This is a genomic window from Streptomyces sp. 2-1, assembly GCF_048564895.1.
GTDB classification, from domain to species: Bacteria; Actinomycetota; Actinomycetes; order Streptomycetales; family Streptomycetaceae; genus Streptomyces; species Streptomyces phaeochromogenes.
Genome location: NZ_CP183383.1, coordinates 10,251,672 through 10,263,998, shown reverse-complemented (window position 1 = coordinate 10,263,998; position 12,327 = coordinate 10,251,672). Strand labels below are relative to the sequence as shown.

Sequence of the window (12,327 nt, the reverse complement as noted above, 5' to 3'; positions counted from 1 at the left end):
AGCGGACCGCTCTCCTGGGTGTGCGGCACCCAGGAGTCGTCCACCTGGGAAGAGGGCGGCCTGGTCGGCCCGCGCCGCCGGGGCGACCGTGGAGCCATGACCACGAGAACGAGCACGAACGACGACACCTCCCGCGCCCCGCACCCGTACGTCGGGATGTGGGTGACCGCCGACGGCCACATCCGCCAGGAACTGCTGCCCGACGGCCGGTACGACGAGGCCCGCGGCGCCCGGCAGAGCGCGTACACCGGCAGCTACACCGTGACCGGCAGCCACATCGACTACGTCGACGACATCGGATTCACCGCCACGGGCGATGTCCGCGACGGAGTGCTGTACCACGAGCACCTGGTCCTCTACCGCGAAGCGACCTGACCGCTCCCAGATCGGGCTGCTCCGGCACCGCCGTACCCCGACGGCGGTACGGGCCGGTCCCTGGGGAGTCAGGCGCGTACAGAAGAAAAGCGCAGGTCGGCGCCCTGGTGGGCGTGCGGCGGGAGCTCACTTTCGGTGTGTGATCGGTTGCGGTGAGTCGGCTGGTTTCACACGGTGGGGCCCAGATACTGCCGTCCTCGAAAGGAACCGGTATGCGCGCCCTGGTATCCCGCGGGCTCCTTCTCCCGCCCCTCGTCTGTGCCGCTCTCGTCTGCGGGCCGGTCGCTACGGCCACTGCCGCCTCCGACGTGTCCACGGGGTCCGTGGGCAACCCCGTCGCGGTGGCCCCGCTGTCCGCCGACGCGGCCGACACGGCCTTGGAGCGGATCCACTCCCTGGAAGCGGCGGATCACGGAGACGTCCTGAGGCCTCTCCTGGACGCGCTCATCCCCCTCGCCGACCGGGATCACGAACCGCTCGACGCGGACGAGGCGGCCGAGCACGGCCAGGCCGTCACGGAGGCGACCGCGTCCGTCGAGGAGCGGCTGGAGACCGTGGACCGTCCCACCGAGCTGGCCGCGGCCGACCCGGTGTCGGACGCGGTGGCAGGGCTTCAGGAATCACTCGGCGGGCTGCTCTCGGCTCTGACCTCCCTCGATGTGGGAGGAGTGGTCGCCGAGGTGCCGAAGGTGCTGTCGAACGTGATCGGCGTGCTGACGGGGCTCCTCGGCGGCGGTCTGCCCGCTCTGCCGAGCGTCCCGGCGCCGACGGAGTAGTCGCACACCGGCGGGGTGCGCCGCGATGACGCGGGCACCCCGCCGGGATGACGACCGGGTGGTGCGGGCGGAGGCTCACGGGCCTCGCCCGGATCAGTGGGGCCCACGGGCTGTCGAAAGCGCTCCAGCGGGTATCCGTATGCCATGGCTGATGTCGTGGACTCCGACGAACTCCTGCGCCGTATCCAGCGTGCTCGCGCCTGGGCCGAGCGGGAGGAGGAGACGTGGAAGGCGCGGAGCGACGACCTCAGGCGGGGCGATCCCGGCGGGTCACGCGATGCCGACGTGCGGAGTCAGGCCTATGAGGCCGTACGCAAGGTGCTGGACGAGATCCTGACCCCGGGCGTGCATGCCGCGGACGGCTGAGGAGCCGGGCGAACCGGCCCGGCCGAGTGAGCCGGGCCGGTTCGCGCTCCCGACGCTCAGTCACATGCGGGGCGGCGGCCGTCCGATCGTGTGGGCCGTTCCCGGCTCCGTACGCGCGGGGCCTCGTCGTCGGCCTGTGCGGGAACTGCTCGAACGGTGCGCGGGACGTATGCGTCACCCCTGAGGCGACGCAGAGGCGTCACGCGGATCCTGACCTCCGGGTGCTTGGTGGTGTTCATGGGGCAACACTGCGCCAACGGTGCCGGAGCAACCAGATCACTGTTGTGTGCAGGACCGCGGATCCTGGTACCGGAACCACCAGCCAACGGATGCCGAACCACCGGTCAGCCCGCGTCGGGGAGCCTCAGAGTGAAGACCGACCCGGTGCCGAGTTCGCTGGTGACCGTCACCGTACCGCCGTGGGCCGTGACGAGTTGACGCACGATCGACAGACCCAGGCCGCTGCCGCCCGTGCGCCGGCTGCGGGACTTCTCCGCCCGCCAGAACCGTTCGAAGACGCTGGGCAGATCCTCCGGGGCGATCCCGCTGCCGGTGTCGGCCACTTCGAAGACGACCTCGTCACCCTGGCGACGGCAGGAGAGCGTGATCGTGCCGTCGGCCGGCGTGTGGCGAATCGCGTTCGACACCAGGTTGCCCAGCGCCTGCCGCATCCGGACCGGATCCGCGTCGAGCCAAGGTGTGCCGTCAGAGCCGTGCGAGCCCTGTGAGCCCTGTGAGGCGGCCACGGACATGTGCAGCCGGACTCCCGCCCCCTCTGCCGCCACCCGGTGGGCCGCGACGACCTGTTCGAGCAGTTCGTCGGCGCGGACCGGTTCGCGGTGCAGCCTGAGCGTGCCCGCGTCGGCGGCCGCGAGGTCCTGGAGGTCGTCGATGACCCGCTGGAGGACGACCGCCTCGTCGTGCAGGGAGGCGAGCAGTTCGCGGTCGGGGTCGACGACGCCGTCGCGGGTCACCTCCAGCCAGCCGCGGATGTTGGTGAGCGGGGTGCGCAGTTCATGGGCGATGTCGGCGACCATCGCCTTGCGTTGCGCCTCCATGCGTTCACGGCGATCGGCCAGGTCGTTGAACGCGACGGCCAGGATGCCCGTCTCGTCCTGCGTGGTCACGGGTACCCGTACGTGCTGCTCCGGCGGCTGCTGGGCGGCGTGCGTCAGCGCGCGCAGCGGCCGTACGAGCCGGGTGGCGACCAGCACCGTCACGGCCACCGTGAGGGCGAGGACGAGGCCGGCGACGCCTGTCACCTTGGCCTTGTTGGCGGCCGACATGTCGAAGTGCGGGACGGCGCTGTCGCCGCGGCCGAGGAACAGTTCCGCGGCCGGCGCGACGTAGGGCTCCAGTTGCTGACGCCGGGCACGGTCGACGCACTCCTGCGCCTTCTTGTCCTGGTCACGGGTGGTGTCGATGCCCGTCTCCGCTTTCCGGCCGAGGTAGCGCGTGAGCATGGACCGGTCCGTGAAGTCGACCGTGGCGGCGAAGAGCGAGGGGAACTTCCCGCCGACACCCTTCAGGCAGTCCCCGGCGTACGTGTTGAGTTCCGCCAGGGCCTTCTCCTCCGTCGCGGTCGGGGTGTTGAGCAATCCGTCGGCGCACGGCGTCGGTACCTGGCCTCCGTCCACGGTGCCGTCCTCGTCGACGAGGACGGAACGGCCGCTGGCCATCTGCGTGATGGTGGTCTCGACACCGTTGATCGAGAAGCAGGCCCGGCGCTTCTCGGCCAGCAGCCGTACGCGCTCACGCTCCGCGCGCGGCAGCCGGAACGGACCCACCGCACGCGGGTCGATGCCGGTCCGCTGTGCTCCGGGCTCGGTGAAGGTGTCGGTGTGCAGGGGATCGACCGCGGCGGCGGCCCTGGGCGGCAGAGCCGTGTCCCGTGTCTCGGAGTCCGCGATCGGCGTACGGTCCGGGGCCGTCAGGGCGATGCGCCGCCCGGTCCGGTCCGACAGCGCGCGGACGGTCTTCCCGACGCCGGACCAGTCGCGATGGGTGGCCGCGTATCCGCTCAACTGGCGCAGGATGTCCATGTCCTCGGTCAGTACCTGCCCCTGCTCCTCCTGGATCGCCCGGGTCGTGGTCTCCACCGCCAGCCAGGCCGTCGCCGCCACGGAACAGATGGCGATCAGCACCGACGTGATCAGCAGCCGGACCAGCAGCCTCTTGCGCAGCGGTATCGGGCGGGTCATCAGCGGTCCCCGCTGAGCTTGTAGCCCACACCGAAGACGGTCAGCAGCCGTACCGGTCTGCGCGGATCCGCCTCGATCTTCTTGCGCAGGTTCATGATGTGCACGTCGACCGCCCGTTCGGTCGAGGCGCGGTCGATGCCCCGGGTGCGGTGCAGCAACTGCTGCCGGGAGAAGACCCGTTCCGGCTCGGCGGCCATGGCCAGCAGGATCTCGTACTCGGCCGGGGTGCACTCCACCGGCGATCCGTCGCACACCACCTCGTGCCGTACGGGATCCACGACGATCCCGGCGGCCCGTACGACCGGGTCCTCGCGGTGCCCGGCGGCCTGGCGTCCGCTGCGGCGCAGGACGGTGCGGATGCGGGCCATGAGTTCGCGCGGGCTGTACGGCTTGGTCATGTAGTCGTCGGCGCCGAGTTCGAGGCCGAGCAGCACGTCCTCCTCTGTGGAGCGTGCGGTGAGCATGAGGACGGGGATGTCGTCGTCCTGGCGCAGCGCCCGGCACACGCCGAAGCCGTCGATCACCGGGAGCATCAGGTCCAGGACGACGAGGTCGGGCCGACGCTGCCGGGCCGCCTCCAGGGCGGCTCCGCCGTCGTGGACCACGGTGGCGGTGTGGCCCTCGCTCAGCAGGGAACGGCGTATCAGCTCCGCCTGCTTCTCGTCGTCCTCGGCAACCATCACATGTGCGCACACGGGGCCGATGCTAAGCGCCCCGGGCCGTGGCGGGACCGTGGGTGAGGGGCTTCCCACGCCCTGACATCTTCCTCACAACCGCCTGCTAGGGCCTGTCTGACAATTCCCGTCGTCGCCCGGAGGGCGGCCTCGCGGCGTCAGGTGCGTGCTCTCGGCGTGCCGGGCGTAGAGCCTCGTACTGGACGTACTTGGCTCTGCGCCCGGTGCGGCGAGGGTGCGTGCATGGCGTCGCGAGGCAGACGGGAATTGTCAGACAGGCCCTAGTGCCGGTCCGGCGGCCCGGGTCAGCGTCTGAGTGCGGCAGCGTTGCCCATGACGATCACGGGATCTCGGTCGGGGTCGAGGGCGCGCAGGAGTTCCTTCATGTGTCTCTTCCGGAGGCTGACGCAGCCCTGGGTGGGGCCGTCGTGGTCGACGTGCACCCAGATGCCGCCGCCGCGGTCGGCTCCGAGGGGGCGGGTCCAGTCCAGCGGTGTGGTGCCGGCCTGGCGGTTGTAGTTGATGGCGACCACGTAGTCGAACGAGCCGGCCAGGGGCTCGCCCTCGAATCCCGTGCCTCCGATGCTGAAGCCGCCGGAGTGGTCGTACGGAAGGCTCGTGCCCGGGTCGGGGCGCAGGCCGCCCGCGTCCGTGAGCGCGTAGACGCCGATGGGCGAGCGGAGGTCTCCCACCCGGTGGTGGTCGGTCCAGCCCCTGAGGGCGTTGTGCGCGGGCCAGCTGGCCCCGGCGTGCCAGCCGGACTCCGTGCGCTCGTACAGCACCGCGGTGGAGGTCGACGAGTTCTTGCCCCGGCCCGTCACCACCAGGGCCTGACGGGTCTTCGGGGGCACCTTGGCCCACGTCTTGGAGCCCAGGCCGGGCAGTTGCTGAGGTGCCACGCTCAGGGCGACGTGGGGTGCGGGGGCGGGTGACGCTCCCGCACTGCCGTTCACCGATACCGTGCCGGGCCTCTGATCCGACGTCGTGGCCGGTCCTCCTCCGCAGCCGACGAGGACGAGAGAGGCGGCCAGAACGACGACGGGGCGGCGCACGGCACCGTGTGTGGGTGTGATCATGTGTCGACCTTGACCCGTACATGTGAGGAACTCGTCAGGTCGGTTCGATCGGTGACGCAGAATCACTCGGTTGTCCTCCTGATCGTCCCTTGACCCTCCTTCTTCGAAACATTCGGGCCCGATGGCGACTGTTGTGCGGAATGTAGGCAGAACAGGGCCGCCCGACAAGGGGCAGGACGAGACCCACGGGGCGACCCGAGCATCTTGAGCCATCCCGAATCCTTGCCAGTGCGGGGCGTTGACGCCTCCTGAAGCCGGCCGTAAGGTCTGCGCAGCCAATCGGAAACATGCTCGAAACTTTCGAAACGACGGAAAGGGACGACATGATCACCCGCACGTCATCAGATCCCACGGCCACCCCGCCGCCCCGGCAGTCCCGCACCCGAAGAGCCCTGGTGATCGGCATGGCGGGCCTGCTCGCCGCGGCCGGTGTCACCACTCTCGCCGGGACGGCCGAGGCCGCCGGCACGCTCGGTGCCGCGGCGGCGGAGAAGGGCCGCTACTTCGGCGCCGCGGTCGCGGCCAACCACCTGGGCGAGGCCCCGTACGCCTCGACGCTCAACACGGAGTTCAACTCGGTGACTCCGGAGAACGAGATGAAGTGGGACGCGGTCGAAGGGACCCGCAACTCCTTCACCTACGGCGCCGCGGACCAGATCGTCAGCCATGCCCAGAGCAGGGGCATGAGGGTCCGCGGGCACACCCTCGTGTGGCACTCCCAGCTGCCCGGCTGGGTCGGCGGGCTCGGCGCCGCCGACCTCAGGACGGCGATGAACAACCACATCACGCAGGTCATGCAGCACTACAAGGGCAAGATCCACTCCTGGGACGTCGTCAACGAGGCCTTCCAGGACGGCAGCAGCGGCGCCCGGCGCAGTTCGCCCTTCCAGGACAAGCTCGGCAACGGCTTCATCGAGGAGGCGTTCCGCACGGCCCGTGCCGCCGATCCCGCGGCCAAGCTCTGCTACAACGACTACAACACCGACGGGGTCAACGCGAAGAGCAACGCCGTCTACAACCTGGTGCGGGACTTCAAGGCGCGCGGTGTACCCATCGACTGCGTGGGCCTCCAGTCCCACTTCAACAGCGCCTCCCCGGTGCCCGGCGACTACCGCGCCAACCTGCAGCGCTTCGCCGACCTCGGTGTCGACGTGCAGATCACCGAGCTCGACATCGAGGGCTCCGGTACAGCGCAGGCCAACAGCTACACCAATGTGGTCAACGCCTGTCTGGGCGTGTCCCGTTGTACCGGCATCACCGTCTGGGGCGTCACGGACAAGTACTCGTGGCGGGCCAGCGGAACTCCCCTGCTGTTCGACAACAACTACAACAAGAAGGCCGCGTACAACGCCGTGCTCACCGCGCTCGGCGGCACCGGCTCGGGCGGCGGCGGTGGAGGCGCCGCCTGCACGGTGTCGTACAGCAGGACGGACGACTGGAGCGACCGCTACAACGGCAGGGTGACCGTGACCGCGGGCGGTTCGGCGATCAGTACCTGGACGACGACCGTCACGGTGACCTCCCCGCAGAAGGTCTCCACGACCTGGAACGGCACACCGAGCTGGGACTCCAGCGGCAACGTCATGACCATGAGGCCGAACGGCAACGGCAGTCTGGCCGCCGGAGCGTCGACGAGCTTCGGGTTCACCGTCATGAAGAACGGCAACTCCTCGGCTCCCTCGGTCGGTTCCTGCACCGCGTCCTGAGAACGGGTCCCGTCCGTCCGGGAGTTCGGCGGCGGACAGCGAGCGGCGCGGCGGTCCGGCCGGTTCGGATCGTCGCGCCGGTCATGAGTAAAGAGCGAACCAATTTTGGTATGTACCTGACCATGAACAGCCGCTAGGCTCTGCCCCGCCATGCACTGAGAGCGCTCTCACAAGACAGCTGTTCCACCCCCACCTCGCTGGAACAACGAAGGGCTACTGCCTTGAGACGCACCACAACCATGCGCACAGGCCTGTCCGCACTCCTCATCGTCGGCGCCTGGGCAACCTTCGCCGCCGGACCCGCCTCTGCCGCCGGCGCCCCCGAACCCACCCGCACCTCCGGCGCTCCGGCCTCCGCCGGTCTCCTCGACGCCATGCAGCGAGACTTCGGTCTGACGAAGACCCAGGCCGAAGCGCGGCTCGCGGCCGAGAAGACCGCGACGGCCGTCGAGTCGGACGCGCGGCGCGCGGCGGGAGCCGCGTACGGCGGTTCCTGGTTCGACGCCAAGAGCGGGAAGTTGACCGTCGCCGTCACGGCCGGCGCCTCCGACGCCGCCGTCGATTCCGTACGGAAGACCGGCGCGACCGTCCGTACCGTCAAGCACAGCGCGAAGCAGCTCGACGCGGCCAAGTCGCGCATCGACAAGCTGGCCGCGCCCGAAGGTGTCAGCAACTGGTACGTCGACGCCAAGGCGAGCTCGGTCGTCGTGGCCGTCGTCGCCGCGCAGCGTGCTGACAACGATGTCCGCACGTTCCTCTCGAAGGCCCGTGCGGCAGGTCCCGTCAAGGTCGAAGAGGCCACCTCGGCGCCGGAGACCTTCGCCGCCGGGACGGTCGGCGGCGACCCCTTCTACACCGGCAACGTCCGCTGTTCCATCGGCTTCTCGGTGCACGGCGGCTTCGTCACCGCGGGCCACTGCGGCGGGGCGGGACAGGGCGTCAGCGGCTGGGACCGGTCCTACATAGGCAACATCCAGGGCTCCTCGTTCCCGGGCAACGACTACGCCTGGGTGAACGTCGGAAGCGGCTGGTGGACCGTGCCGGTCGTGCTCGGCTGGGGCACCATCTCGGACCGGCTCGTCCGCGGGTCCAACGAGGCGCCCGTCGGTTCGTCCATCTGCCGGTCGGGGTCGACCACGCACTGGCACTGCGGCACGGTCCTCGCCAAGAACGAGACCGTCAACTACAGCCAGGGCGCGGTGCACCAGATGACCAAGACCAGCGTCTGCGCGGAACCGGGCGACTCCGGCGGTTCCTTCATCAGCGGCGACCAGGCGCAGGGCGTCACCTCCGGCGGCTGGGGCAACTGCTCCGGCGGCGGTGAGACCTGGTACCAGCCGATCAACGAGATCCTCAGCCGGTACGGCCTCACGCTCCACACGGCCTGATCCGCAAGGCTCCGGGGCACGGCTCGGCGGGCTCCGTCACCGGTCAGGTGGCGGAGCCCGTTGGCGCCCGCCCCGCGTTACCCGGGGCATCTCCCCTCGACCCAAGTGCCCCGGATTCACCACCCGTTCACCAGCGCTGCCACCCCTGTCGTTCCACCCCGCGTCCGGGCGGCCTACGCTCGGCGGCATTTCGCGGGCCCGGATCCCCGACGGGCAGCCGGTGCCCGCTGTCCGTCCTGACGGAAGGTTCCGTTACATGGTCCTCGGATCCACAGGTGGGGCGCGGAGGTTCGGCAGAAGAGCCGCCGCTCTCGCGCTGACCACCGCCCTCGCCGCCGCACTGCCCGGCCCGGTCTCCTCCGCGGCCGACGCCCCCGACACGCCGGCCCACCCCACGGCGTACGTCGATCCGCTCATCGGCACCACGAACGGAGGCAACACCTATCCGGGTGCCACCCTCCCGTACGGCATGATCGCCTGGTCTCCGACCAGCACCCGGGGCGACCAGACCAGCACGGGCGCCGCCAACGGCTACGAGTACAACGCGACCCGGCTGCGCGGGCTGAGTCTCACGCATGTGAACGGCGCGGGCTGCAACCCGGGGGCCGCGGGCGACGTGCCGATCATGCCGTTCGTCGGGGACGTCACCTCGTCACCGTCGGCCGACACCACGGACTCCGTGTACGCCGCGAACTTCTCGCACGCCGACGAGCGGGCCGTGCCGGGCCGCTACTCCGTGGGGCTCGACTCCGGTGCCCGGGCCGACCTCGCCGTTTCCAAGCGGGCCGGCGTCGCCGACTTCACGTTCCCCGCCGACAAGCCCGCCAACCTGCTCTTCCGGGTCTCCAACTCGCTCAACGGCAGCGAGGACGCCCATGTCGAGATCGACCGGGCGGGGCGCAAGGTGAGCGGCTGGGTGCTGACTGGCGCGTTCTGCGGACGGCGCGCCAACGGCGGCGTCAACAACCGCAAGAGCTACTACCGGCTCTACTTCAGCGCCTCCTTCGACCGTGCCTTCTCGACCACGGGCACGTGGAAGGACGGCACCCTCTCCCCCGGCGCCACCTCGGGCGGAGGCGGCGAGGGATACGCCACGGGCGCCGACCGCGCGGGCCGCGGCTCCGGCGGCTGGGTCGGCTTCGACACCAGCTCTGACAACGATGTCCGCATGCGGCTCGGAATCTCGTACGTGAGCAAGGCGGGCGCCGAGGCCAACCTCCGCGAGGAGATCGCGCCGAGGTCGAGCGTCGACCAGGTGGCCGCCGCGGGGACGCGGGCCTGGGACCGGGAGCTGCGGTCCGTGCGCGTGGGAGGCGGCAGTACGGCCCAGCGCACCGCCTTCTACACCGCGCTCTACCACTCGCTCATGCAGCCGAACCTGGTCAGCGACACCGACGGCCGCTATCCGGGCATGGACGGCAAGCCGCAGCGCATCGAGCGCGGGCAGGGGGCGCAGTACAGCAACTTCTCCGGCTGGGACCAGTACCGGGCGCAGATACAGCTGCTCGCCCTGCTCAAGCCACGGATCGCCGGGGACTTCGCGCAGTCCCTCTACAACTTCGCACGGCAGAACGGCGGGGTGTGGGACCGCTGGGTGCACATCAACGGGCCGACCCACGTGATGACCGGTGATCCGACGGCGGCCACACTCGCCACCTTCTACGCCATGGGGGTCCGCAACTTCGACTACCGCGGCGCCTTCGACTCGCTGGCCCGCCAGGCGACCGTGCCGCACCCCGACGGGCTCTCCGACGCGGGCTGCCCCGGCCAGTGCACGGGCCAACGGCCCAACCTCGCCCAGTACTTGACCTCGCAGTACGCCGCGCAGGACGTCTGCCACTGCTGGGGCGGCGCTGCCGAGACCCTGGAGGACTCGGTCGCCGACGACGCGCTGGGCCGCTGGGCGAAGCTGCTGGGCCTCGACGAGCAGGCCGCCGCCTTCGCCGAGCGGGGCGGCTGGTGGCGCAACGTCTTCAACCCGGGCGCCACCGACGGCGCGGGCACCACCGGCTACATCCAGGCCCGCAACCTCGACGGTTCATGGGTCACGCCGTTCAGCCCGGGCAGCGACCGCGGTTTCGCGCAGGGCACCAGCGCCACGTACACATGGATGGTGCCGCAGGACGTCCAGGGGCTCGCCGAGGCGATGGGCGGACGCGAGACGGCCGCGCGCCGGCTGGACGGCTTCTTCCACAAGCCCGACGGCTCCTGGTCGGTGAAGGGCGGCGACGCCCTGCGGTACGACCCGACCAACGAGCCCGGAATCCACGCCCCTTGGCTCTACAACGCGCTCGGTCAGCCGTGGAAGACCCAGGCGACGGTCCGGCAGATCCTCGACACCGTCTACGGGACCGGACCGGCCGGACTCCCCGGCAACGACGACCTCGGGACCATGTCCGCCTGGTACGTCTTCTCCGCCCTCGGCATCTATCCGCAGACCCCGGGCAGCGGCAACCTGCTGCTTGGCGCGCCGCTCTTCCCGCACGCCGTGGTCGACCGGCCCGGTGGCGGTGACATCGTCATCGACGCGCCCTCGGCCGACGCCGGTCATCCGTATGTGAGCGGTGTCCGGCTCAACGGCCGTACGCACGACCGCTCCTGGACGGATGCCCGCTTCCTGCGCGGCGGCGGCACCCTCACGTTCGGACTCTCGCAGGAGCCGGACACCGACTGGGCGACCGCGCCCGGCGGGCTGCCCCGCTGACGTGTCGGTGCCCCGGGGTCCAGCTGGACCCCGGGGCACCGCCCGTGCGGACGCCCGTCAGACCTTGCGGTACCTGGCCATGGCGAACGAGAACAGCCCGAAGAGCATCAGGCCGACGGCTATGAACACCAGCAGCCACGGCCCCACCGGGGTCTCGGTGAACGAGCGCAGGGTGTCGTCCATGCCCTTGGCCTTGTCAGGTTCGTACTCCACGGCTGCCCGGAGCGCGAAGCCTCCGGCGACGGCGAACACCAGACCACGGGCCACACCGCCGCCGACACCCGTCACGTCGACCGTGCGGCGCACCCGGTGCGACATCTCACCGAGCCTCATGTGCTTGTGGTACTTCCGGCGCGCGGCCTGCACCACCATCCACACACCCGCGCAGAGGATGCCCACGCCCGCCGCGGCCACGAGCCACTGCCCGGCGGGCAGCTCCATGGCCCTGGCCGTCGCGTCCCGGGACTTGCCGTCGCTCGATCCGCTCCCGCTGGAACCGGCGGCGAAGGAGAGCACGGAGTAGGCGACGAAGCCGTAGAACACGGCTCGTGCCGCCGAGGCCAGCCTCTTCTTCGCCTTGCCGCCGTCGGGGCCCGCCGCACCGAAGACCGCCTCGGACAGCCTCCAGAGCGCCATACCGACCAGCCCGATGCCGAGCGCCCAGAGCACGACCCCACCGAAGGGCTTCTCGGCGACCTCCTGGAGTGCGCCCCCCTGATCCGCCTGCTTCCCGCTGCCGCCGAAGGCGATCTGCAGCGCCAGCAGGCCCACGAGCAGGTAGATGACACCGCGTGCGGTGAAACCTGCGCGGGCCGCGCCCTCGATCGCCGGGGCGGCCTTTCGTTTCCCGGCCCTGCCGCCTCGCGTCAACGTACTTGCGTTCATCATTGCCTCCCGTCCCCAGGTGCCCCCGACCGGCCGTACGACACCCCCACAGGCACCGACCGTGCGGTACCTCCCGGTTTCGGAGCGAAGCAGGACGATCGAACATACGATGGGCATGCACTGGGGACGGTCTCGCAGACAGGCCGCCCCGGGACGCCGACCGCTCGGGGTGGGAG

At 70.6% G+C, this 12,327-nt stretch carries 10 protein-coding genes; 6 read left to right on the top strand and 4 right to left on the bottom strand.

Features of this window, described 5'->3' with window-relative positions; all coding sequences use genetic code 11:
• Positions 1-96: 96 nt before the first annotated feature.
• The 3 genes from ACN20J_RS44815 (at position 97) to ACN20J_RS44805 (ending at position 1,517) form a co-directional block, all read left to right on the top strand.
• A complete protein-coding gene (locus ACN20J_RS44815) occupies positions 97-375 on the top strand; it encodes an Atu4866 domain-containing protein (protein WP_419669070.1) in 279 nt (92 codons plus the stop codon).
• Between the two features lie 212 nt (positions 376-587).
• A complete protein-coding gene (locus ACN20J_RS44810; RefSeq protein WP_419668262.1) occupies positions 588-1,151 on the top strand; it encodes a hypothetical protein in 564 nt (187 codons plus the stop codon).
• Positions 1,152-1,295: 144 nt separating this feature from the next.
• Positions 1,296-1,517: a hypothetical protein gene (locus ACN20J_RS44805; RefSeq protein WP_189842733.1), complete on the top strand. Its 222-nt coding sequence runs from the start codon at positions 1,296-1,298 to the stop codon at positions 1,515-1,517.
• A gap of 344 nt (positions 1,518-1,861) precedes the next feature.
• On the opposite strand, the gene ACN20J_RS44800 is transcribed toward ACN20J_RS44805, so the two are convergent.
• The 3 genes from ACN20J_RS44800 to ACN20J_RS44790 all read right to left on the bottom strand — a co-directional run bounded on the left by ACN20J_RS44800 (position 1,862) and on the right by ACN20J_RS44790 (position 5,468).
• Complete coding sequence (locus ACN20J_RS44800; protein WP_419668261.1) at positions 1,862-3,718, bottom strand: sensor histidine kinase; 1,857 nt, start codon at positions 3,716-3,718, stop codon at positions 1,862-1,864.
• Positions 3,718-4,413, bottom strand: coding sequence for a response regulator transcription factor (locus tag ACN20J_RS44795; RefSeq protein WP_189842735.1), 696 nt, complete (start codon positions 4,411-4,413; stop codon positions 3,718-3,720). Before ACN20J_RS44795 ends, ACN20J_RS44800 begins: the two co-directional genes overlap by 1 nt.
• A gap of 284 nt (positions 4,414-4,697) precedes the next feature.
• A complete protein-coding gene (locus ACN20J_RS44790; RefSeq protein WP_419668260.1) occupies positions 4,698-5,468 on the bottom strand; it encodes a L,D-transpeptidase family protein in 771 nt (256 codons plus the stop codon).
• A gap of 404 nt (positions 5,469-5,872) precedes the next feature.
• Here ACN20J_RS44790 and ACN20J_RS44785 point away from each other — a divergent pair, with 404 nt between their 5' ends.
• From ACN20J_RS44785 to ACN20J_RS44775, 3 genes are all read left to right on the top strand, one after another.
• Positions 5,873-7,174 (top strand): endo-1,4-beta-xylanase, encoded by a 1,302-nt coding sequence (locus ACN20J_RS44785; protein ID WP_419669069.1) that lies wholly within the window; start codon positions 5,873-5,875, stop codon positions 7,172-7,174.
• Between the two features lie 239 nt (positions 7,175-7,413).
• Positions 7,414-8,562: a S1 family peptidase gene (locus tag ACN20J_RS44780; RefSeq protein WP_361912665.1), complete on the top strand. Its 1,149-nt coding sequence runs from the start codon at positions 7,414-7,416 to the stop codon at positions 8,560-8,562.
• Between the two features lie 256 nt (positions 8,563-8,818).
• Entirely contained in the window at positions 8,819-11,266 is a 2,448-nt protein-coding gene (locus tag ACN20J_RS44775) for a GH92 family glycosyl hydrolase (protein WP_419668259.1), read from the top strand.
• A gap of 57 nt (positions 11,267-11,323) precedes the next feature.
• On the opposite strand, the gene ACN20J_RS44770 is transcribed toward ACN20J_RS44775, so the two are convergent.
• Complete coding sequence (locus tag ACN20J_RS44770; RefSeq protein ID WP_189842739.1) at positions 11,324-12,151, bottom strand: DUF1206 domain-containing protein; 828 nt, start codon at positions 12,149-12,151, stop codon at positions 11,324-11,326.
• Positions 12,152-12,327 lie beyond the last annotated feature (176 nt).

Coding starts and splice junctions, on each gene's coding strand:
- ACN20J_RS44815 (WP_419669070.1), top strand. CDS start 97: ATGACCACGAGAACGAGCACGAACGACGACACCTCCCGCGCCCCGCAC.
- ACN20J_RS44810 (WP_419668262.1), top strand. CDS start 588: ATGCGCGCCCTGGTATCCCGCGGGCTCCTTCTCCCGCCCCTCGTCTGT.
- ACN20J_RS44805 (WP_189842733.1), top strand. CDS start 1,296: ATGGCTGATGTCGTGGACTCCGACGAACTCCTGCGCCGTATCCAGCGT.
- ACN20J_RS44800 (WP_419668261.1), bottom strand. CDS start 3,718: ATGACCCGCCCGATACCGCTGCGCAAGAGGCTGCTGGTCCGGCTGCTG.
- ACN20J_RS44790 (WP_419668260.1), bottom strand. CDS start 5,468: ATGATCACACCCACACACGGTGCCGTGCGCCGCCCCGTCGTCGTTCTG.
- ACN20J_RS44785 (WP_419669069.1), top strand. CDS start 5,873: ATGGCGGGCCTGCTCGCCGCGGCCGGTGTCACCACTCTCGCCGGGACG.
- ACN20J_RS44780 (WP_361912665.1), top strand. CDS start 7,414: ATGCGCACAGGCCTGTCCGCACTCCTCATCGTCGGCGCCTGGGCAACC.
- ACN20J_RS44775 (WP_419668259.1), top strand. CDS start 8,819: ATGGTCCTCGGATCCACAGGTGGGGCGCGGAGGTTCGGCAGAAGAGCC.
- ACN20J_RS44770 (WP_189842739.1), bottom strand. CDS start 12,151: ATGAACGCAAGTACGTTGACGCGAGGCGGCAGGGCCGGGAAACGAAAG.